This is a genomic window from Paenarthrobacter nitroguajacolicus, from assembly GCF_029952445.1.
GTDB lineage: Bacteria > Actinomycetota > Actinomycetes > Actinomycetales > Micrococcaceae > Arthrobacter > Arthrobacter nitroguajacolicus_B.
Map to the genome: position 1 here is coordinate 13,115 of NZ_JAQPPK010000018.1, position 21,918 is coordinate 35,032.

General features: G+C 62.8%; 18 protein-coding genes. 11 read left to right on the forward strand and 7 right to left on the reverse strand.

The window, feature by feature from the left end:
- The first annotated feature begins 38 nt into the window (after nt 1-38).
- Nucleotides 39-2,138, forward strand: coding sequence for a phenylacetic acid degradation bifunctional protein PaaZ (gene paaZ / locus PJL15_RS14145; protein WP_281451782.1), 2,100 nt, complete (start codon nt 39-41; stop codon nt 2,136-2,138).
- Between the two features lie 579 nt (nt 2,139-2,717).
- On the opposite strand, the gene PJL15_RS14150 is transcribed toward paaZ, so the two are convergent.
- From PJL15_RS14150 to PJL15_RS14160, 3 genes are read right to left on the reverse strand one after another with little or no spacing between them, the layout of a single operon-like run.
- Nucleotides 2,718-3,320, reverse strand: coding sequence for a TetR/AcrR family transcriptional regulator (locus PJL15_RS14150; protein ID WP_281451783.1), 603 nt, complete (start codon nt 3,318-3,320; stop codon nt 2,718-2,720).
- Between the two features lie 36 nt (nt 3,321-3,356).
- Entirely contained in the window at nt 3,357-4,700 is a 1,344-nt protein-coding gene (paaK, locus tag PJL15_RS14155; protein ID WP_281451784.1) for a phenylacetate--CoA ligase PaaK, read from the reverse strand.
- A 7-nt stretch (nt 4,701-4,707) separates the two neighbouring features.
- On the reverse strand, nt 4,708-5,187 hold the full coding sequence (locus PJL15_RS14160) for a hotdog fold thioesterase (RefSeq protein WP_281451785.1): 480 nt from the start codon (nt 5,185-5,187) through the stop codon (nt 4,708-4,710).
- A gap of 108 nt (nt 5,188-5,295) precedes the next feature.
- On the opposite strand from PJL15_RS14160, the gene PJL15_RS14165 reads away from it, so the two are divergent.
- Nucleotides 5,296-5,874, forward strand: coding sequence for a GNAT family N-acetyltransferase (locus PJL15_RS14165; RefSeq protein ID WP_281451786.1), 579 nt, complete (start codon nt 5,296-5,298; stop codon nt 5,872-5,874).
- Here the strand turns inward: PJL15_RS14165 and PJL15_RS14170 are convergent.
- Together PJL15_RS14170 and PJL15_RS14175 are read right to left on the reverse strand one after the other, a co-directional pair.
- Complete coding sequence (locus PJL15_RS14170; protein ID WP_432443824.1) at nt 5,867-7,423, reverse strand: putative bifunctional diguanylate cyclase/phosphodiesterase; 1,557 nt, start codon at nt 7,421-7,423, stop codon at nt 5,867-5,869. The genes PJL15_RS14165 and PJL15_RS14170 overlap by 8 nt on opposite strands.
- A complete protein-coding gene (locus PJL15_RS14175; protein ID WP_281451787.1) occupies nt 7,423-8,475 on the reverse strand; it encodes a hypothetical protein in 1,053 nt (350 codons plus the stop codon). The genes PJL15_RS14170 and PJL15_RS14175 overlap by 1 nt, the downstream gene beginning before the upstream one ends.
- A 106-nt stretch (nt 8,476-8,581) precedes the next feature.
- Here PJL15_RS14175 and PJL15_RS14180 point away from each other — a divergent pair, with 106 nt between their 5' ends.
- Nucleotides 8,582-8,752 (forward strand): hypothetical protein, encoded by a 171-nt coding sequence (locus PJL15_RS14180; protein WP_261609183.1) that lies wholly within the window; start codon nt 8,582-8,584, stop codon nt 8,750-8,752.
- A gap of 158 nt (nt 8,753-8,910) precedes the next feature.
- On the opposite strand, the gene PJL15_RS14185 is transcribed toward PJL15_RS14180, so the two are convergent.
- Nucleotides 8,911-10,551, reverse strand: a complete 1,641-nt coding sequence (locus tag PJL15_RS14185) for an ATP-binding protein (protein WP_281451788.1) — start codon at nt 10,549-10,551, stop codon at nt 8,911-8,913.
- Between the two features lie 204 nt (nt 10,552-10,755).
- Between PJL15_RS14185 and PJL15_RS14190 the strand changes: the two genes are divergently transcribed.
- Both PJL15_RS14190 and PJL15_RS14195 read left to right on the forward strand, forming a co-directional pair.
- Nucleotides 10,756-11,139, forward strand: a complete 384-nt coding sequence (locus tag PJL15_RS14190) for an STAS/SEC14 domain-containing protein (RefSeq protein ID WP_281451789.1) — start codon at nt 10,756-10,758, stop codon at nt 11,137-11,139.
- A gap of 19 nt (nt 11,140-11,158) precedes the next feature.
- Nucleotides 11,159-11,962 (forward strand): class I SAM-dependent methyltransferase, encoded by an 804-nt coding sequence (locus PJL15_RS14195; RefSeq protein ID WP_281451790.1) that lies wholly within the window; start codon nt 11,159-11,161, stop codon nt 11,960-11,962.
- Nucleotides 11,963-12,042: 80 nt separating this feature from the next.
- On the opposite strand, the gene PJL15_RS14200 is transcribed toward PJL15_RS14195, so the two are convergent.
- Complete coding sequence (locus PJL15_RS14200; protein WP_281451791.1) at nt 12,043-14,262, reverse strand: S9 family peptidase; 2,220 nt, start codon at nt 14,260-14,262, stop codon at nt 12,043-12,045.
- Between the two features lie 197 nt (nt 14,263-14,459).
- Between PJL15_RS14200 and PJL15_RS14205 the strand changes: the two genes are divergently transcribed.
- From PJL15_RS14205 to PJL15_RS14230, 6 genes are all read left to right on the forward strand, one after another.
- Nucleotides 14,460-15,251, forward strand: a complete 792-nt coding sequence (locus PJL15_RS14205; RefSeq protein ID WP_281451792.1) for a glycosyltransferase — start codon at nt 14,460-14,462, stop codon at nt 15,249-15,251.
- The gene (locus PJL15_RS14210) at nt 15,248-16,690 is read left to right on the forward strand and encodes a glycosyltransferase family 4 protein (RefSeq protein ID WP_281451793.1); all 1,443 of its coding nucleotides are present in this window, start codon (nt 15,248-15,250) and stop codon (nt 16,688-16,690) included. Before PJL15_RS14205 ends, PJL15_RS14210 begins: the two co-directional genes overlap by 4 nt.
- Entirely contained in the window at nt 16,680-18,314 is a 1,635-nt protein-coding gene (locus tag PJL15_RS14215) for a lipopolysaccharide biosynthesis protein (RefSeq protein ID WP_281451794.1), read from the forward strand. Before PJL15_RS14210 ends, PJL15_RS14215 begins: the two co-directional genes overlap by 11 nt.
- A gap of 35 nt (nt 18,315-18,349) precedes the next feature.
- Nucleotides 18,350-19,459, forward strand: coding sequence for a glycosyltransferase family 4 protein (locus PJL15_RS14220; protein WP_281451859.1), 1,110 nt, complete (start codon nt 18,350-18,352; stop codon nt 19,457-19,459).
- Nucleotides 19,460-20,266 carry a PIG-L deacetylase family protein gene (locus PJL15_RS14225; protein WP_281451795.1) on the forward strand — a complete coding sequence of 269 codons (807 nt, stop codon included), beginning with the start codon at nt 19,460-19,462 and terminating at the stop codon, nt 20,264-20,266.
- Nucleotides 20,267-20,617: 351 nt separating this feature from the next.
- The gene (locus tag PJL15_RS14230; protein ID WP_432443825.1) at nt 20,618-21,883 is read left to right on the forward strand and encodes an ArnT family glycosyltransferase; all 1,266 of its coding nucleotides are present in this window, start codon (nt 20,618-20,620) and stop codon (nt 21,881-21,883) included.
- Nucleotides 21,884-21,918: the final 35 nt, after the last annotated feature.

Genomic DNA, 21,918 nt, shown 5'->3' on the forward strand with positions numbered 1-21,918 from the left:
CGTGCCGATTTCATGTGCCTTGGAAGGACCCGTCGACGATGACCACTACCGCAGTCGCCCCGGAAACCACAGCCGTTGCCACCGTCCCCAGTTATGTCCAGGATGCCTGGTGGACCCCGGCACCTGACGCGAAGAAAGTCCCGGTTCGCGATGCCAGCACCGGAGAAGTCCTGGCCAACGTGAGCACCGACGGGCTGGACCTGGGCGCCGTCGTCGAATACGGGCGCACCACCGGCCAGGCTGAGCTCGGCAAGCTGACCTTCCACCAGCGCGCGCTCAAGCTCAAAGAGCTTGCCATGTACCTCAACGGTCGGCGCGAGGAACTGTACGCATCTTCGTCGCAGAGCGGCGCCACCAAGATCGACAACATGATCGACATCGACGGCGGCATCGGCGTGCTCTTCACCTTCGGATCGAAGGGCCGCCGCGAACTGCCCAACTCGCAGGTTGTAGTGGACGGTCCCATGGAGATCCTGTCCAAGGACGGTTCGTTCGCCGGTGAGCACATTTACACCCGTATTCCCGGCGTCGCCGTACAGATCAACGCCTTCAACTTCCCGGTCTGGGGCATGCTGGAAAAGTTCGCTCCGGCGTTCCTGGCCGGCGTCCCCACGATCGTGAAGCCTGCGACGCCCACCGGCTACGTTGCTGCTGACGCCGTCAAGGCAATCGTTGAGTCCGGGATCCTGCCCGCGGGCTCGCTGCAACTGATCTCCGGCTCCGCCCGGACCATTTTGGACGAACTCGACTACCGCGACCTCGTCTCCTTCACGGGCTCGGCGTCCACCGCCAACTCGCTGAAGTCGCACCGGAACGTGGTCCAGGGGGGCGTCCGGTTCACCTCCGAAACCGACTCCCTCAACGCCGCCATCCTCGGCCCCGATGCCGTTCCCGGCACCCCCGAGTTCGACGCTTTCGTCAAGGCCGTCGTCACCGAGATGACCGTGAAGGCCGGCCAGAAGTGCACTGCCATCCGTCGCGTAATCGTCCCTGCCGCGCTGACAGCGGAGGTCGCTGCCGCCGTGGGTGCCCGGATCAACGAGCGCGTTGTTCTTGGTGATCCCCGCGCCGAGGGCGTCACCATGGGCGCCCTCGCGTCGCTGGAACAGCTCGCCGACGTCCGCGCCGCTGTTCAGTCAATGCTCGACGCCGGAGGTGAACTTGCGTACGGATCCCTCGATTCGCCGTCGGTCACCTCTGTTGGCGGCACCGTCGGCGTCGTGGAAGACGGCGCGTTCATGTCGCCAGTCCTGCTCAGCTGGGCAGATGCCGAGGCTGAAGAAGTGCACTCCCTGGAGGCTTTTGGCCCCGTTTCTTCCGTTCTTGGCTACAGCGACCTTGCTGACGCGATCCGCCTCGCAGCCCGTGGTTCGGGCTCTTTGGTTGCGTCCGTGTGCACCAACGATCCGTCCGTGGCCCGCGAGCTCGTGACTGGTATTGCCGCCCACCACGGCCGCGTCCACATGCTCAACCGCGAAGACGCACGTTCCTCCACGGGCCACGGCTCGCCTGTTCCGCACCTGGTTCACGGCGGTCCGGGCCGGGCAGGCGGCGGCGAAGAGCTGGGCGGCATCCGATCGGTCCTGCACCACATGCAGCGCACGGCCATCCAGGGCTCGCCCAACATGCTCACCGCTGTCACTGGCCAGTGGCACACGGGCGCGGACCGCAATTTCACGGTGGAAACCGAAGGCGAGCACCCGTTCCGGAAACACCTGTCCACGCTGCGGATCGGTGACGCCGTCCGCTCGGAGTTGCGGCAGGTATCCCTGGACGACATCACGGCCTTTGCGAACTCCACGGGTGACACTTTCTACGCGCACACCAACCAGGAAGCCGCCGAAGCCAACCCGTTCTTCCCTGGCATCGTTGCCCACGGGTACCTCCTGCTGAGCTGGGCCGCCGGTCTGTTCGTGGAGCCCGCGCCGGGTCCCGTACTGGCCAACTACGGGCTGGAGAACCTGCGCTTCATCACGCCCGTCGCGGCCGGTGACTCGATCCGTGTCACGCTGACAGCCAAGAAGATCACCCCACGTGAGACCGACGAATACGGCGAGGTTGCCTGGGACGCCGTCCTGACCAACCAGAACGACGAGATCGTGGCCACTTACGACGTCCTGACCCTCGTGGAAAAGTAGACCATCTCTCACCTATCCGCCCCTTGGGGTGGACGGTCTCTCACCTAACCGCCCCTTGGGGTGGATGGTCTCTCACCTATCCGCCCTTTGGGGTGGATGGTCTCTCACTTAACCGCCCTTTGGGGTGGATGGTCTCTCACTAAACCGCCCTTTGGGGTGGATGGTCTCTCACCTATCCGCCGTTTGGGGTGGACGGTCTCTCACTAAACCGCCGTTTCGAAAGGCTTCCCCACAAGCGGGAAGCCTTTCGGTTTTGAGGTCGGGTTCTTCGCAGTCCTGGAAAGTGACGTGGCTTCGAGGTCCTCGACCAGGCGCTTTATGCCAGTGACCTCGAATCCCAGAGCGGTATCACCGGAGGGCTTGCCGTCCGTAACGGGAGACAGTTGCAGGCCGGGAGGGGTGGGATGTGAGTGAGCGTCGGGCCGGGAGGGGTGGGATGTGAGTGAGCGTCGGGCCGGGAGGGGTGGGATGTGAGTGAGCGTCGGGCCGGGGAGGGGTGGGATGTGAGTGAGCGTCGGGCCGGGAGGGGTGGGATGTGAGTGAGCGTCGGGCCGGAAAGGGGTGGGATGTGAGAGAGCGTCAGGCGGCGGTGTGGAGCCCGTCGAAAGCCATGGTGATGACGTCGTCGGCGAGCTTCTCCGGGGACAGCGAGCCGCCGGGCTTGTACCACTCCACGATCGAGTTGATGGTGCCAAAAAGCAACCGGGTGACGGTGCGCGGATCGATGTCCTGGCGCAGTGAGCCGTCCTCGCGGGCAGCGGAAATCAACGCAGCCACCTTGTGGTCGAACGCGCGTCGACGCTCCAAGGCATCCCGCTCGATCTCGGTGTTACCCCGCAACCGCAGCAACAGCGTCACGAACGGCAGCCTGTCTACCAGCACGGCGATGGTCTGCCGGAGCACGAATTCCAGCCTGGCGTCGGCAGGACCGGAGGTAGCAGCGGGCTCCTCAAGGATGGCTTCCAGGCCGCCCAGCGCGTGGTCCAGGGCGAGCTTCAGCAGATCGCCCTTGGACGGCACGTGGTGGTAGATGGCCGACTTGGAGATCCCGAGATTCTCGGCCAGTATGCCCATGGACGTGGCGTCGTACCCGTGGCGGTTGAAGACGTCGACGGCGATGCGAAGCACCGACTGCTGGTCATAACCGGGCCGTCCGCGCTTGGTGGTGGTCTCAGTAGGCATGCTGGCATTTTCTCACGTTCTGAACGGCAGAAGCCGCTAGCCCTTGGGGCGCATGTCGTAGATCCGGCGGAGTTTGCCGTTGGACCGCTCAAGGGACCCCGGCTCCACCACATCAATTACGCAAGACGACCCAACGTGAATCTTGATCTGCTCACGCAAGGTGTGTGCCGCCGTCGTACTGGCTTCAGAAGAGACCGACTCGCGGCGCTCGATCCGGACCGTCAGCGAATCCATGCGCTTGCCTTCGGGCCGGGTGATTTCGAGCTGGAAGTGCGGGCTGAGCTCGGGGATACGGAGTGCGATTTCCTCAATCTGTGACGGGAAGAGGTTCACGCCGCGCAGGATGATCATGTCGTCGCTGCGACCGGTGATGCGGCCCATGCGGCGGTGGGCCGGGCGGGCGGTGCCGGGGAGCAGGCGGGTGAGGTCCTTGGTTCGGTACCGGATGATCGGCAGCGCTTCCTTGGTCAGGGAGGTGAAGACAAGCTCGCCCGGTTCCCCATCAGAAAGAACCGTGGAGTGATCGAACGGATCGATGATTTCGGGACGGAAGTGGTCCTCCCAGATGTGGCAACCGTCCTGGGTTTCCACTGCCTCGCCGGCAACGCCCGGTCCCATGACTTCGGAGAGGCCGTAGATGTCACAGGCCTTGATGTTCATGGTGACTTCGAGTTCGTGGCGCATTTCTTCGGTCCAGGGCTCGGCGCCCAGCACGGCGTACTTGAGCGAGGTGGACGTGGGATCGATGCCCTGATGCGCCATGGCGTCCGCGATGGTCAGCAGGTACGTGGGCGTGGCCAGGATCGCGTCCGGCTTGAAGTCCTGGATGAGCTGGATCTGGCGCTCGGTCTGGCCGCCGGACATCGGGATGACCGTGCAGCCGAGCGCTTCGGCGCCTGCGTGCGCGCCGAGGCCGCCGGTGAAGAGGCCGTAGCCGTAGGCGTTGTGTACTTTCATGCCCGGGCGGACGCCGGAGGCACGGAAGGATCGGGCCACCAGGGTTGCCCAGTTGGCGAGGTCGTTCTTGGTGTAGCCGACCACGGTGGGGCGGCCGGTGGTGCCGGAGCTGGCGTGGATGCGGGCCACTTGGTCCTGCGGAACGGCGAACATGCCGAACGGGTACTCCAAGCGCAGGTCTTCCTTGGTGGTGTAGGGGAACTTGCCGAGGTCGCTGAGTTCGCGGAGATCGCTGGGGTGGACGCCGGCTTCGTCGAACTTGCGCTTGTACAGCGGCACGCGATCGTAGGCGTACGCCACCGTGTGCTGGAGGCGGCTCAGCTGCAGGGCCTCGAGTTCGTCGCGGGAGATGGTCTCTTCACGGTCCAGCACTGGTGCATCCGAGGTGGGGGATGCTGCTGCGGCCACGGTGTTCTGGGTCATGGTTTTCCTACTTCTTGGAGATGGTTCGGCTGCGGCCACGGAACTCAGCGATGAGCTCCCCGGGCTGGGCGTCGGGGCCGCCGTCGGCGTCGGGGGTTGCCGAGTCCGGGGTGGCCGCGAAAATCTGGATGTCGTACAGCCCGCTCCGGCCGGTACTCGCACGGCGGTTTGCGACGGCGGTAATCACCTGGCCTTGGAAGGCGGGCTTGATGAAGTTGATGTCGACGCCGGAGGCTACCGTGATGGAGGCCGCCTCCTCGGGCGTCGGGCTGGCGGGGTTGCAGGCCAGTGCGAAGGCGGTGTCGCCGAAGGCGAAAATCATTCCGCCGTGTGCCATGCCGAATCCGTTGAGCATCTCCTGCCGGAGGTGCATGCGGATGGTGGCGTGGCCGTCGTCGAGCTTGAGTACCTCGATGCCCATCCATTCGGACGCGTAGTCGTTCGTCAGGATGTGGTGCGATGCACCGGAGAGGGTTGTTTCAACCATGCGTCATTGCCTCCAGCTTTATTTACCGAATGTTCATTAGGTAATCCCAGATCGCGCCACGTGTCAAGACTGGACCACGATGCGTCCGGGCCTAGTAGCCTCGAGTGCATGCCCGAAATTGAGCTCCCGATAGCCACAGACCGCCTGATCCTGCGCCGTTTCGGGGTGGAGGACCTGGAACGATTCCATGAATACCAGTCCCTCCCCGAAACTGCGCGGTTCCTGTTCCGCCACGAACTGAGCAAGACCAAGTCCATGGAAGTCCTGGGACGCTACGCCAACTTCGAGTTCAACCACGAAGGGGATTGGGTGTGTCTGGCCATCGAACGCCAGGACCAGCCCGGCCTGATAGGCGAGGTGGTGCTGAAGTGGCTCGAGGGTACTGGGCAGGCTGAGCTCGGTTGGATTCTCCACCCGGACGCCCGCGGCCATGGCTTCGCTACGGAGGCGGCCGAAGCTGTCCTGCGGCTCGCTTTTGAACATTTGTCCTTCCATCGTGTCGACGCCAAGCTCGATGCCCTCAACGAAGGCTCAGCAGGGATCTGCAAGCGCTTGGGCATGCGCCTGGAAGCTACCTTGGTGGACAACTGGCACTACAAGGGCCAGTGGGCAACGGAGAACATCTACGCCATCCTGGACTCGGAGTGGCGCACGCGGCACCATCCATGGACGCGGAAAATCAGCTGATTGGCCACACCTTGTGATGCTTGAGCTGCTCGGTCAGCTGGGCCGCGCCGAGGGGCCTGCTGAAGTAGTAGCCTTGCCCGCTGGTGCAGCCGATGCCCAACAGGTACTCGGCCTGCTCGGCGGTTTCGACGCCTTCCCATACGGCTTTCAGTCCGCAAGCCCGGATGAGCTGCAGGACGGCCGCCAGGAGGGCCGGCTGTGAGGGGTCGCTGCCCAAGGCAGAGAGCAGTGTCCTGTCCACCTTCACTGTGTCCACCGGCAGCTGCCGGAGGTAGCTGATGGACGAATAGCCGGTGCCGAAGTCGTCGATTTCCAGTCCCACTCCGAGCCGTTGGAGGCTGTTGAGCGTGTACCGGTCCAGGTCGTTTCCCTGGATGACGGCGCTCTCGGTCAGTTCCAGGACCAGCAGCGACGGGTCCAGCCCAGCGGCAGACAGGGCTTCGCGCACATCCTCGACGAATTCCAGCCGCTGCAGGTCCGCCGCCGAAACGTTGATGCGCATGCTGAAGTTGTGACGCGCCGTGAGGGGGTCGCTGCGCCATTGCTTCAACTGCTCGACGGCGGTGCGGAGCACCCAGGCGCCCAGATCGGAAATCATTCCCGTTTCCTCGGCGATGGGGATGAATTCATCGGGCATGATCAGTCCGCGGGTTGGGTGGTTCCAGCGGACCAAAGCCTCCACCCCCTCGATCTCCCGGGAATCCAGCTTGATGATGGGCTGGTAGTGGAGCACCAACTGGGATCCGGCGATTGCTTCCTTGAGTTCGCCCACCAACTGGTTCCGCATCTGCCGGGCATGCAACATGGCGGGTTGGAAGATCTTGAGCTTGCCGCGTCCGTCGGATTTGGACTCATACATGGCGATGTCCGCCTCCATCATGAGTTCCTCCGTACGCTGGCCGGGGTCGGCCATGCGCAGGCCCATGCTGGCACCGCAACGCAGGTGCTGTCCCTCAATGTCCATGGGCTCCACGACGGCGGCCAGGATGCGGTTGGCAATGACGGCTGCCTCACTGGGAGCCACCTGGGGGATCAGGACGGCGAACTCGTCACCTCCCATTCTGGCCACCATGTCCTGTTCCCGGACCGCGCCGCTGATCCTCGCGGCTACGGTTTCAAGGACTTTGTCGCCGATGGTGTGGCCAAGGGAGTCGTTGATTGCCTTGAAGCCGTCCATGTCCAGCAGCAGGATGGCTGACCGCTTCTTTCCGTCCCCATCCGCAGCCTGCACTTCACTGAGGGCCGAGGCGAAGGCCGATCGGTTGTGGAGGCCCGTTAGGGGGTCGGTCATCGCCATCCGCCGCATGGCAAGATGCGCCTCATTGAGCTGCTGGGTCCGGGCCTGCACCCGCTGTTCCAGCTCTTCGTAGACTATCTGGAGGTCTTCGGCCAGAAGGTTGGTACCCATGATCACGGCATCGATCTCGTCCCGGGCAGCGGAGACCTCAACCCTGGTGGTCAGGTCCCCAGCCGCGAGCCGGACGATGCCTTCAAGGAGCAACCCCAAGCGGGGGTCGTTCCCGGAGTACATGCTTGCTTCGGCCACCATCACACCCCGTGGGGTCCGTCCTGCAGCCCGACAACCTGCTGCAGGTACTCGCGAACGGCCGCACTTCGCTCGGGTAGTGCGGCTTGGTCGAACAGCGTGGCTGCAACTTCGCAAGCGGCCAGGCCCTCTTCGGTCCGGTCGGAGTCCAGCAGCGCCCGGGCCAGGAGAAAGTGTGCCTCGGCGGCGGTTTGGGTAGCCAGGACTGCGGAGCGGCCACTCAGTGGCTCAAGGATTGCGATAGCTTCCGGCATATCGCCATGAAGGTAATGCCAGTGGGCACGGACCAGCGACATCTCCAAGTGGTCCCGCTCGGATCCGCCCACGATGTCCGTGGCGAGCTCGGCCCGTTCAATGCAGCGCAGGGTGGCGGCGTCGTCGAGTTTGGCCTGCAGCCGCATTTCCGCCGAGGCGCGGTTGAAGCGTGCCCACAGATCGACATCCTTTGAAGGCGAAAGCCTTTCGGCGGCGAGGTCGTGATACCGGCCTCCATCGGCCACGCGATCTGCAAGGAACGCAACGTTCCCGATCACCCAATAGCCTTTGCCCGCGGTGTCCTCGTCAACGTCTTCGGTGATCAGCGTCTCCAGGACAAGGCATTCCCGCCACGCATCATCAAGGAGCCGGCTTTCAGCCAACGCTGCAATCAGCGCCCGCTGGGCGAGGATCTGCACGTACACCAGATCGGAATCCAACGAGGCGAGCTTCGCGGCGTCGGATGCTGTGGCGGCAGCCTCCGCAAGCCGGCCCAGACCCTGGTAGGCCACTGCCACCATCGTTCCGGCTTTGGCACCCAGCTCGGGCGACGACGCCGTGATGCTGTGGTCCTTCAGCTCAGTGGCCAGACGCAGGAACTCCTCGATCCGTCCTTGATCGCGGAGGCATTCGGCCTGCAAATACCGCATGTTCCACCAGGATTGGTCGTCCCCGGCATCGGCGGCCAGCTCGGCAGCCCCACCTGCAAGTCGAAAAGCCTCGTCGAAGTCCCGTTCCTTCCACTTGGCACGCGCCGTAAGACCGGCCACCAGGTGCGAGGCAAGGTTGGGACTATTCATGTGCCCATTATCCATGTCATTGCTGAAGAAAAGCTCGTATAGTTTGCCCCGTGACTTTATTCAAGTCACAGTCAATAATTCGCATCAGTATGAAAGGGCATAGCGGATGAAAAAATTTGCGGCAACACTGCTCATGGCAGCAGTTCTGGCAGTAACGGGCTTTGCTGCTCCGGCTAATGCCGAGCCTACGCAGGACAGCACGGCAATCGGCTGGTGGCCGAACAGCACCACCACTACCAAGACGAACACCACCAGCATCGGGTGGTGGCCGAACTAAACATTGGGGGAGCCTCTCAAGGCCACTTGACATAAAATTGATGCCTCGGGCCGCTGCCCGGGGCATCAATTTTGTTTCAGATTGTGTCGCGCATTAGTGACGGTCCGGGTGTCCTCCAGCTCAGGCATTGACAGGGCTGTCACAGGGCGGCGAATAACCTAGGGCCCGCCCACGGGAAGCTCAACGGACACTGTGGTCCCCGAGCCGAGCGTGGAGTCGAAGACCATGCGGCCCATGTGGCGGCTGATGATGTCATGTGCGATCGCCAGGCCCAGGCCGCTGCCCGGAACTGCTGCCGACGTGGCATTGGAGGCACGGTAGAACCGCGTCAGGATGTGGGGGAGATCGTGTTCCGGAATGCCCAGGCCGTTGTCCGCGATCTTAACCAGGGCTGCCCGCCCTCCATCCTTGGACGAAGATACCGCGCTGCTGATACCCACACGGCCGCCCTCGGGAGTGAATTTGATGGCGTTGGCCACGATGTTCGTGAACACCTGCTCCAACTTGGCCTCGTCCGCAGTGACTTCGATGTCCTCGGGGCTCTCGGTCACTGATACGGACACATGGCGGGACTCGGCCAGCGGCCGCAGCGTTGCCACCACCACTTGGAGAAGCTTGGCGATGTCCACGGGTTTGAGGTCAAGGTTGCTGCCGTCCTGCATCGAGACGGTGAGCATGTCCTCGATGAGCTTCCGCAGGCGGTTCGAGTTCCTGGCTATGACATCCAGCATCTTGTTGATGCTTTCGGGAACAGGGCCGCCGGAGCCGTCCTGGATCATGTCAAGGTAGGCGGTGATGGAGGTCAGCGGCGTTCGCAGCTCATGATTCACGGTAGCCAGGAAGTCGGTCTTGGCTTTGTCCAATTGCCGCAATTGATGCAGGACGCGCTGCTGTGCGCTGATGAGGTTTCCCTGGATAAGGCCGTGTGCCACGTTCCCGGCCACGTGCTGCAGGAGGGCAATTTCGGGCCGGGTCCATTCGTGACGCTCATGCACGGTGGACAGCAGGATGATGCCCATGGCGGATGCGCTTTCACCCACGGGCAGGAGCACGGTGGAGACAGGATCCAGTTCGTTGGACCAGGCCTTCAGGGCTTTCGCAATAGCCGATTCGGGGTCGTCCCGATGGTCGGTCACGGCCAGTACATCTGCTTCGGCCCATAGTTTTTGGGCTATCGCCGTGATGGTGTTTTCGCTCTCACCCAGCCGTGCCGGAAGCAGGGGGCGGCCCGCGCGGCTCCACTGGGCACGGATGGTGGGCACGCGTTCGTCCTGGAAGGTCGCGAACCACACGTGGTCCACATCCAGTGCCTCGCCGAAACCGCGCACAACCCGGTCTGCAATCAGCTGGGGATCGTTGGTCTCCCGGATCGCCGAAGATACACCTCGAAGGCTTTCGCGGAGGGCCTCCACCTCGCCCCGCGAGCGGGCCCGCTCCTTGGAACGGCTCACCAAAGTTCGCACCCGATGGACAATTTCTTCGCTGCGGACCGGGCTCATCACATAGTCGGCAACACGCCATGACTCCAGGGTTTCCACATCAAGGGAATCATCCTGGCCCAGAAGGAGCAGGACCGGGACTCCCGGGTTATGGAGAACCTTGCTGAGGGCGCCTTGGGCAACCACCACTGCAGGGTCTTCGCGGTGGAGCAGCGAAGCCAGCTCATCGGCTTCCTGTGCCCGGAATACGGCGAAGCCTGCCCCGGTGAGCGCCTCCGACGTTACGGCCAGGCGGTCCGCATCGGAATCTGCAACCACGGCGGAAAGGGAATGCTGTACTTCGGCACCGTCCTGGCTCACTGAGCCCCTTCCCTTCAACGCGTAACCACGGAATTTCCGGATGTGGCAACACCCTATCAGCGGCATGAGGCGGTGCGGACGCCTCACAACAAATGGGCTCCGATGAGTCGCGCGTCACACCTTTACTTTGCCCGCAGGATTAGACAGCCTTGGGGAAGGACTGCAGGGCCGCTTACGCCGGCACTGAATCGCAGGAGGAGCATTGTGGACCACCCAACTACACCCCGGGATCACCAGCAGGTGATGTTTCAGTTGGATCTGGAAGAGTCGGGAATTTTGCGTTTGACGTGGCCCCGCGGCGCCAGGATCAAGGAAGAGGATGCGCAGCGGGCCATGGACCGGGTCAACGAGCTGTGCGGGCAGGAACGGCACCCCATGATTGTGGACATGGCCACCACGGACGACGTCACCCGCGGGGCCAGGTCGGTCTTTGCCAAGCCGTGCCAAGCCAACCGGATCGCGCTATGGGGTTCCTCGCCCGTGGACCGGGTTATTGCCAACTTCTTCCTGGGCATCATGAAGCCGCCGTGCCCCACAAAGTTCTTCACTTCCGAAACAGAAGCGCTGGAGTGGCTGGGCCAGGGCTAGGGCACCCTATATTTGAAGAATGTTCTCTGCGCTGAGGAAGTACCTGCTGATCCCACGCCTCATCAGGCTCTCTTCGTCCGCGCCCAAGGATCCCCTCACCGCCTGGGACCAGTACTGGGGCAACGTGCGCTCCACAGGTGCCACGGGGGATGTCCTGTGGGACTCGGGAAGCGACCACGAATTGAACGGTTACCGCTCCAAGCTGGCGCACCTGGATCCGTCCCTGCCGGTGGTGGACGTGGGTTGCGGCAACGGCAGCTTCACCCGGCTCCTGGCTGGGTTTTTCCCTTTGGCTCTGGGACTCGACTACTCCGCCAACGCTGTGGAACGCGCACGCCTGGAATCGGAGGACACCGCGAATACGGCTTTCGCCGTGTGCGACATGACGGCACCTAATGCCGCGGAGACTGTGGCAAAGGCCTTGGCGGATGCCGGCTGGACCGGCGATGCCAACGTCTTTATCCGCGGCGTTTTGCACGTGCTGGACCGCGGCGGACGTGCCGCCATGGCAGCGAACCTGCTTCCCGTCGTCGGGAGTCGCGGTGGAGTCTTCCTCGCAGAAACCAACTTTCGCGGAACCCCGGTGGACTACGTGACCCATCTGGGCGCGACAAGAAAGTCCATCCCGGCGCCGCTCGAGTGGGCAATCCGCGGCCTGCCCATGCCGGGCCACTTCGGCGTGGCGCAACGCGCCAAGGCGTTTCCGACGGCGGACTGGACCCTGGTGGAGGACGGCGCAGCAAACATCGAGACCCGGCCGTTGAGCAATCCGGCGGCTCCGGACGTGATCCCGGGCTATTACGCCGTCCTCCGCGCCCGCTGACCCCAACTAAGTAACAGCAAACGCTCTGATGAGGCCTCATAGCGACGTTTGCTGTTACTTAGTTGGGTGAGCCGAGGCAGTTACTTGAGGCCGGCTCCGGGAAGCAACTCCGTGGCCCCTACCGAATCGGCCACGAACGCGTAGTCCCAGGCCCGCTCGCGCCACTGGACATAGCGGCCGGACGCGCCACCGTGTCCGCCGTCCATCTCGATCTTCATGACGATCGGCTCCGCTCCCGTGGACACTGAACGCAGCGCCTGGACCCATTTGGCGGGTTCAACGTAGAGCACGCGGGTGTCATTGAAGGACGTCACTGCGGCGATCTTCGGGTAGGCCGTGGCCCCCACATTCTCGTACGGCGTGTAGGACTTCATGTACGCGTAGGCCTCGGGATCGGTGATCGGATTTCCCCATTCTTCCCATTCCAGCGCGGACAACGGCAGCTCCGGATCCAGGATGGTGGTCAAGGCGTCCACGAAGGGCACCTGCGCCACCACGGCAGCGTACTTTTCCGGGGCCATGTTGGCGATTGCACCCATCAGCAGGCCGCCGGCAGAGCCGCCCATCGCGGCGATACGGCTGGGATCGACCAGTCCCGATGCCGCCAGCCAGTCGGTGGCCGCAATGAAATCCGTGAAAGTGTTTTTCTTGTTGAGCTTCTTCCCGTCTTCGTACCAATGGCGTCCGAGCTCGCCGCCGCCACGGATATGCGCAATCACCATGACGATCCCACGGTCCAGGAGGGAGAGCCGGGCCACGCCGAAACCTGGGTCCATGCTGACTTCGTACGAGCCATATCCGTAGACCAGGCCCGCAGCTGTGCCGTCAGGCTGTACCGAGGCGTGACGCAGCACCGACAACGGAACGCGAGTGCCGTCGTCGGCGGTTGCCCACTCGCGTGTCGCCACGTAGTCGGAAGAGGAGTAGCCGCCCAGCACCGGGCTCTCCTTGCGGAGCAGCAGCTCACCGGCGGGCAGCTGGGCCGTCGGCAGCACGAAATCGTAGACCCGGGACGGCGTGAAGTAGGAGGTGTACCCGATCCGGATCACCGGCGCCTCATAGTCCGAGCCGGAAACGCCGGCTGTGTAGAGCTCTTCGTCAAACGCCGGCTCCACCGGTGCGCCCTGGGAGGGAGTCCCAAGGCCCGCCAACGGCAGCACCTGCACCCGCTCAATGGTGTCCTTCCGGATGGACAGCACCAAGTGCGTTGACGTTACGCCTGCGCCGTTGACCCTCACGTCATCGGAATGCCCGACGACGGTCCTCCAGTTTTGCTCCTGGAGCGGCTTGGCCAGTTCTTCCGGATCAACCAGGCTGACCATCGAGTTGATGGCGTCCTTGTTGTGCGTCAGCAGGAGGGTTTCGCGGCCGTCGAGGAGGAAGGGCTCGGCCTCATAGAGGACGTGTTCGTCACGGGAAATGACGGTGGACAGCCCGGCCTCGTAGTCGTCGAAGCGGAGCAGCCGCGTCTCGCTGAATTCCGAGCAGCCGATGCTCAGCACGAGGTGGCGACGGTCCGAGGCGAGGTCGAAGCCCAGCCACATGGCGACGTCGTCCTCCTGGTAAAGAACCTGATCCTCGGTGACGGGCGTGCCAAGGACGTGTGCCTTCACCTGGTACGGACGCCAGGAATCGTCCACCACGGTGTAGAAGAGGCGGGTGCCGTCGGGGGAGAAGGCCACGCCGTAGAAGATGTTCTCGATGACATCCGGCAGGAGCTCGCCCGTTCGGAGGTCCTTGATACGGAGGGTGAACCGCTCGTCGCCTGAGTTGTCCACAGCGTAGGCGTAGAGGTTGCCGTCCACGGTCACGGCTGCGCCGCCAACGCTGAAGAACGGCTGTCCTTCGGCTTCGACATTGCCGTCCAGGAGCACTTCTTCGCCGGGAAGTTCCACGCCTGCCTCCACGGCAGGAGGCGTCCAGTCCGCCACAGGATCACCGGTGTTTTGCGCCAGCACGCGGCACTGGATGCTGTACTCCTTGCCCTCGACCGAGCGGCTGTAGTACCACCAGCCGTCCTTGCGGCTGGGCACAGAGAGATCCGTTTCCTGGGTGCGGCCCTTGATCTCCTGGAACATGGCCTCGCGCAGCGGCTCCTGGTGCGCGGTCACGGCCTCCTGGTAGGCATTCTCTGCCTTGAGGTGCTCCACCACTTCCGCGGATTCCTTGTCCCTGAGCCACTCGTAGTGGTCCACGAAGACATCGCCGTGGTGCTCACGTCGGGTGGGGACCCGCTTTGCGACTGGAGGTTCCAGGACAGTTTCCCGGGCGGCAGGGGATGCAGAAGAAGTGTGGCTCATGGGGCCACTCTATAGACGCGCTCCGACACTGAACCAGCAATTTCGCTCAGAGCGCCCGGGCCGCTTCCGGATGCCGGCCGGTGCCCACAGTTTGGGCAACCTCAAAGTTCGGCGTCATGACTTGGGTGGCGTTAACACTGCTTATAGGCGAGCACGATTTCGTTCGGTGCCCGGGAAAGTTGGAGGTTCAGATGGTCATGTTTCATTCGCAAGGCGTTCACCCCGGCAAGAGGGGGAATCCCCATACGCGGCAGCACTCCGACTCCATGCGCCGGTCCCTGGTGGATCTTGAGGTCATCATTCCGGCCTATAACGAGGCCGCAAGAATTCCTGGCACATTGCATCAAACCATCGAATTCCTGGCGGGCCAGGACTGGTCCTCCCGCATTGTGGTGGTGGACAACGGCAGCGTGGACGAGACCGTGGCCCTGGTGCACCGGATCTCCCGTGAGCACCGCGGCGAAGTTCCAGTCTCCGTAGTGGGATGCGCACGCCGAGGCAAGGGCGCGGCTGTCCGTCGGGGCCTTCTCAGTGGAACGTCAAAATTCACGGGCTTCTTTGATGCCGACCTCGCCACGCCGCTGGAAACCCTCACTGAGGCCATGACCCACCTGTCGGGTGGCGCAGCAGCAGTGATCGCCTCGCGCCATGCCCCTGGATCCACCTTCGTCCGGCCCCAACACCTGGGGCGGAGGGTGGGTGGCACCGCGTTCCGGGCGTTGACCCGTTCCAAGGTAAAAGGGATCCAGGATACCCAGTGCGGCTTCAAATTTTTCGAGCGGGACGCCCTGACCACGGCCATGGTGCAGTGCCGGAGCACGGGGTTCGCGTTCGACGTCGAGCTCCTGCTTCGGCTCCAGGACAACGACGCCAGCATCATTGAACTCCCTGTGGCCTGGACAGACGGTGCGAAGTCAACGTTCCGCCCTTTCCAGGACGGTGTCGCCAGCTTTGCTTCGGTGATCCAACTCCAAAAGGCAGCCCAATGACCTTTGTCCTGCCCGATATAAACCCGCCCGGCAAGCTGGCCGGAAAACACGTTCTGGTGCTCAACTGGCGCGACATCAGACACTCCCTCGCCGGCGGTGCCGAGCAATACATGCACCAGATTTCCAGAAGGTGGGCAGCCAACGGGGTCAAAGTTACGTGGTTTACAGGTCGCGACGCCGGTCAGTCGCCTGAGGAGGTCATCGATGGGATCCGGATATTCCGGGCCGGAGGCCCGTTGTCCCTCTACGGCAGGACCGCACTGAGGCTTCTGCGCAATACCGTGCCCTTTGACGCGGTGGTGGACTGCCAGAACGGGATTCCGTTCTTTTCCCCTCTGTTCCTGCCCAAGGACACTCCCATCATCCAGTTGGTTCACCACGTCCATCAGGAGCAGTTCCGCGGCAGGTTCTCTCCACCCATGGCCGCTGTGGGGCGCTTCCTGGAAAGCACGGGGGCCAAAAGAGTCTACGGGCGACGCTCGATGGTCGCGGTGTCGCCTTCCACCCGGTTGGAACTGCGGGAACTTGGCTTCGGCGGCCCTATCCACGTGGTGCCGAACGGGACCATCGATCCCCCAGGGACAGAGTCCGCACGCGCGCCTGAGCCGACCCTCGCCGTCGTCAGCCGTTTGGTGCCGCACAAGCGGCTGGACCTGTTGCTTGGCCAGTTCGCCGTTGCGGCGCGACGTGTTCCCAAGCTCAAGATGGACATCGTGGGTGATGGGCCGGAAAGGGCACGCCTGCAGCAGCTCGCCATGGATCTGGGCCTGGATCACGCCGTGACTTTCCACGGCTACCAGCCCAACGCGATCCGCGACGAAATACTCGGCAGGGCCTGGCTCACAGCCTCAACGTCGGCGTCGGAAGGCTGGGGTTGCTCGGTGATCGAGGCCGCAGCGTGGGGAGTTCCCTGCCTGGCTCTTCGCGTGCCGGGGATCCGTGACTCGGTAGTGGACGGCAGGACGGGCTGGTTGGTGGATAACCCGCGGGAATTCGGCAATGCCATGGTGGATGCCATCACGGAATTGTCCCAACCGGCCAACGCCAGGGAAATCGCAGCGGAGTGCCGGAATTGGGCCGGCTGTTTCACGTGGGAACGCAGTACGAGGTTGCTCACGGGGGTCCTGCTGGAGGAGGACAGGCTGAGGAAGGACGGGGTGGATCCTGGGGCCAGCCACTCTGACCTTTCCACCTTGGTCCGGTTCGAACTGCCCGACGGCGCTTCGCTCAGGTCAATCCTGCGCCCCACCGATGAAGTGGCCCTGGCGGATGATGGGTACGTGGCGGTCCTGATGAAAGGGCGCGATGAGTTTGAGGCCTTCGCTGCCCTGCGGAACATTGGCGTGGGCACCGCAGAATTGAAGCAGGCGGGTCGCAACGACCTCCTTGCCGGACCCGAAATCGCAGGTGTTCCGGCGGATGCCGTCGATGGCCAGTAGCGGTTCTTCGTTAGTGGATGGACTCCAGGGCACAGAGGGCATTGCGGTGCAGGCCGGTCCGCCCCCGACACCAATACCGACGCCGCCGATCAGGTCGCGGGCCGAACGCAACGTCAAGGGCCTGGAACACGACTCACAAGTTGCCCGGAACAGTGGCTTTCTCGCTGTGTCTGCAGGTGTTGTGGGAGTTGTGAGCTATGCCTGCACGCTGCTCATGGCCACGATGCTCGGGACTGCCGACTACACCCGGTTCGCCGCGGCCGCCATGATCCTGGGCGTCGTTGGAATCGTGGCAAACGCGCTGGTTCCGCTTCCCCTCTCACATGTGGTTGCAGTGCATCCGGAGGGCTCCGAGGAGCGGCGGAACGGCATGGCCTTCTCGGTCTACGTGTCGTGTTTGGCGGGAACTCTCGCAGCGATTATCGCGGGCGGGCTGACTCTGGCACTCGCAACTCCTGGTTTGGCCGCAGCGGTGGCGCTGGCTGCCCTTGCGATCTTCCTGGCCAATGCGCCCGCCGGTTGGTTGCAGGGCGAACTCCGCTTCACGTGGTACGCGGTGTCCACCATCGGCGAGGTTGTACTCAGGTTCATCTTCAGCCTGCTGGTGATCTGGCTGGCGTGGGGCGCCGGGGGAGCAGTTCTTGGTTTCGTCGCCGGGTGTTTGGCTCCCTTGTTTGTCCCGTGGTCGTTCTATCGGGACCTCCGATGGCGGCCGCGGGTCCTGCTGGAGAAGTGGCGGTGGGCGGAGACCAGCGATGTCGCGCTGGTTCTCTGCGTGGTCTCGGTTCTGGTGGGGATCGACGTCGTGCTGGTGGGCTATCTCGACGGCGGTTCCACCGCCGCGGCAGGCTTCCAGGCACTCGCAACGATTGCCAAAGGGCCTGTCTACGTTGCCGCCGGGACGGCACTGGTGGCATTTCCGCTGCTCAGGGTTCCTGGCGTGAAGACAGCTGATGTTCTTGGCGCGTCCTTTGCTTCGTTCGGGCAACTGGTGGTGGTGGCCTTCGCGATCATCGCCACTGCACCGCCTGCGATGGCCGGGTTGGTGATTCCGCAGAAGTACCACGGCTCCCTTGGGCTTTTACCGTGGCTCGCGGCCGCCGGTCTTGGCTACGCGCTCCTTATGGCTCTTTCCACGATTCTCCTTGCTTTGCGGGCCTATCGCCGCTGCCAACTGGGCCTGGCATGCGCCTGCCTTCTGGTGGTTGGTGGGCTCTGGGTGGGCTGGGAGCTGAATGCTGTGGCGGGCATGGCGGTAGGTGTCGCTGCAGGCGCAGTGGCGGCTGGTTTGGTCATGACAGTCTTGGCGCGTCCGGTTCTGGCCGCTGCCACGGCGGAGAAGATGGGCAAGGGAGCGGGCCGTTTCGCCGTCCTGGCCATCGGCCTGATCGTGGTCCTCGCCGTGGCCGCGCAACTGCATCCGCTGATTTGGTTTGCGCTGGCTGTGATCAGCGGCCTTACCGTACTGGCCTACCAGCGGGGGTTGCTGCCGCGCAGGAACGACTTCAAACTTTTCCGTCGACGCCGGCAAGGGGCTTTGCGCGCAGGCCGCAGGTCCAGTACGCGTTCAGAAGCGCCCATCCTTGGGGCGCATTCCAACAATTGCGGAACGGAGGGACTTTGATGCGAGTACTGCATTTGGGTTTTGAAGATCCCCGTATGCCTGGCGCAGGCGGAGGTTCAGTAAGGACCCACGAAATCAACCGCCGGCTGGTGGCGAGGGGCTTCCACGTGACAGTACTGACCACCCGATATCCCGGCTGGCAGGAGCGCGTGCAGGACGGTGTGCACTATGTCCCGATCGGCCTCGGCAGGGGAACAAGCCGGCTGTCCAGGCTCGCGGGCTACGTTATCCGCTTGCCCTTTGAGGTACGCAAGCGCCGGTCCACCGTTGATCTGGTGGTGGAGGACTTCTTCGCTCCGTTCTCCACCATGGCTGCGCCCCTATGGACCAAGTGCCCAACGATCGGAGTCGTTCAATGGCTCCATGCGGCGGAGAAAGCACGGCAGTACAAACTGCCGCTGCACTGGATTGAGCGCATGGGTGTTCGGAAACATCGCAGGCTCATTGCAGTCTCGGAGGGAATCTGCCAGCGATTGAAGGAGCTGAATCCGGCCATCCATGTGGATGTCATCGGCAATGGTGTGGACCCCGGCATATGGGCTACCAATCCACACTTGGGTCAGGATGTCCTCTTCATAGGCCGGTTGGAAGTGGGGCACAAAGGACTGGACCTGCTACTTGAGGCTTGGGCTCAAATCCATGGACGTATTGCTGGCAAGCTCCTGATCGCCGGCACTGGTCCGGACGAAGAGAGGGTTCGTGCGTCAATCCGGAACGCTGGCCTCTCGGAGTCCGTTCGGATGCTCGGGTGGCTGGCCGGTGAAGAAAAATTCCAGGCCCTCAGTGACGCACGGTTGTTAGTGGTGCCTTCCCGGCATGAGACTTTCGGCCTGGTGGCCATCGACGCACTGGCAGGGGGCACTCCAGTGATCGCCTTCGATATCCCCTGTCTTAGGGAGATCGTCCCAGACGGGGCTGGGTGGCTTGTTGATGCATTCGATGTCAACGAGTTTGCAGACCAAATAGTCCGGAGCTATGTCCAGGACGACCTCGATCAGGTGGCTGCCTGTGGGCGGGAGTTTGCTGCCGCCTACGACTGGGATGCGCTCGCAAAGCTGCAGGCAAAGGCCTATGAGACAGCGTTCGTCGAACTAAGGAAGTCCCGTCCCTTGCAGTGGCGGGCCCGACTTTTCGAAAGGGCATGAATGCCGAATCAGTCGAGAGTCGAGCGATCGCTGCTTGGAAACGCGCCGTGGCTGTTCCTCTCCCCGCACCTTGATGATGCAGTGCTGTCCTGCGGGGCACTTATTGAAGCCCAGGCCCAATTCCGGGAGATCGTCGTGGTCACGTTATTCACCGAGGCCGGGCCAGCCCCCCACACACGCGCAGCCCGGTCCTTTCTGCGTCAATGTACGGAAGGCGACGCCGGGAAACTGTTTGGAGCACGGCAGTGGGAGGATCGCGCAGTCCTGGAAGCCATGGGCGTCCAAGTCATTCATCTCGGCGAAGTGGACGCGCTTTTCCGACGTCGAAGCAAACCGGGGCATTGGGGGAGCAGCGCATGGGACAGACTTCCGCCGGAGTTGACCCACCGCTATGCCACTTATCGGTTTGATATCGCCCTCGGCAGGATCGCGAGAGGCGACAAAGAGCTCATTCGCCGACTTAGAGGCGACGTAGCCACCCTCGTGGCACAAACAAAATCGGAATTGCTTTTTTGCCCAGCAGGCGTCGGGAAGCACGTGGACCACCTCATCACCCGTCAGATCGGTGAGGGGCACGATGAAAGCCTGGTGATGTACTCGGATTTTCCCTATGACCTTGTCTCACATGCCGATGGTGCCTATATGAAACGCATGGGTTACGTGCCTTGGACGTGGGACGTCGGTCTCGGGACTAAAGCCCAACGGATCCGGCAGTACGAAACACAGGCGGATGCGCTCTTTCCCTCGGGACATATTGCAGTGAAACCGGAGATCTATTACGTGCCTGGTCCACGACCCGCGTCCTGACAGCAACGTTGTATTGCAGAAATGAAAGGCACTATGAATTCGCTTGACCAAACTGAAGCATCTCCACCTCAGTTTCGAGGACGGAGGCGTGCTACGAGGTCTCCGCGGGTGTTACGGCACCCCTTGTGGCTTGCAGTGTTCGTTGGTTTACTGGCGCTGCTGTTCCGCGTGTTCGGAGTGGAACGCGCCAATGATGTATTTATCGACGAGGTAACTTACGCGGACATAGCCAAGCAGATATCAAATGGTCAGCTGCCATCAATAGTGGGCACCCCATTCTTTTTGCATCCTCCGGGCTCGTTTGTCCTGAACGGACTAGTGATTCGTGTGCTTGGGTTGGAAGGACATTCGATGGACCTGGCCCTGCAGCTTCGATGGGTCAACACCGTCCTGGGATCGTTGACCGTGGTCATCTGTTTTCTGTTGGTAAGCCGCCTCGTGGGAGCTGTGCCGGCCGTCGTGGCCGGTGTCATTCTTGCCAGTGATCCCTTCGTCCTTCGCATGGACGGGCGTTTGATGATGGAGACCCCCGCAGGGTTGGCCGTTCTTTCAGGCTGGTTGCTGGTTTTGCTCGTGTTGGACCGTGAAGAGGGCCGCACACGTCGGTGGTTGGAGGTCGGGGCAGGGCTGGTCTTTGGACTGGCCATCGTCACGAAAGACATGACCGCCGTGTTCACAGTGGCGCCATTGTTAGCGGCCGTGTTTTGGCGGAGAACAGTTCCCATGTCGACGGCCCTTCGCATCCTGGCCGGTTCCATCGTCCCATACGCGATCTACCTGCTTGTGGTCGCCAGCAACGGTTTGCTTCCGCAGTTCGTGGAGCAAAAAACGGTGGGGGTACTAAGAATGATCGGTGCTGTGCAGATGACCGGCTTCAACACAACCCCGAAGGTGGACCTGACAGCCAGGCTCGTGGACATGGCCAGCCGCTTCGGCACGAGTTACGTGCTTTTGGGCCTTTCCATCCTGGCCGGTGCCGTCACCGCTTTTTCTCCGGTTCCGAGCCGGCGGGTGATTGGCCTGTTCTCACTGGTCACGGGTTTCGTAGGTGTCTACTCCGTCTTTTTTGGAGCGGCGGAGGAACAATTTGGCTATTGCGTGGTGCTCGTCGCAGTGGTTTCAACCCCGGTGGCCGCTGCAATGGTGGTTTCGTGGCGTACCCGGCTGCGTGCGGTCGTAACAACTGCCGCGGCGACAATGGCAATTTTCAGCCTGGTCCTGGGTATCCAGGCAAGGCTGGTGGTCGACGATGGCCTCGTCCGTGCACGTGATTTCATGAACGCCGAACTGCCGGATTCCGCGAAGGTAGGTCTAACGTCGGTCACTGGCGAGTTCGCTCTTCTGCCCCATCACGGGTGGGAGGTGTTGCCTTCACTGCAATCCCTTGATGATGGGGACGCCGAGTATGTCCTGACTCAGAGCCGTCCACTCAGAGAAGGATACGGCTTCGCAGCACCCGGGCTCTTGAACTGGTTGGAGAGAAACGCACAGCCCGTTTTCACCTTTACTGGGCCAACGTCGGGCGATACCGTTCTGTGGCAGCTGGACCGGACAAAGCTCCACGCTGCGGTCTCCTTGGGGCAGACAATCCCCCCTGTATCGGGCGGTTACCGGTGAGACGCCGGGTTGTCTCATCTGCTGATTCTGAACCT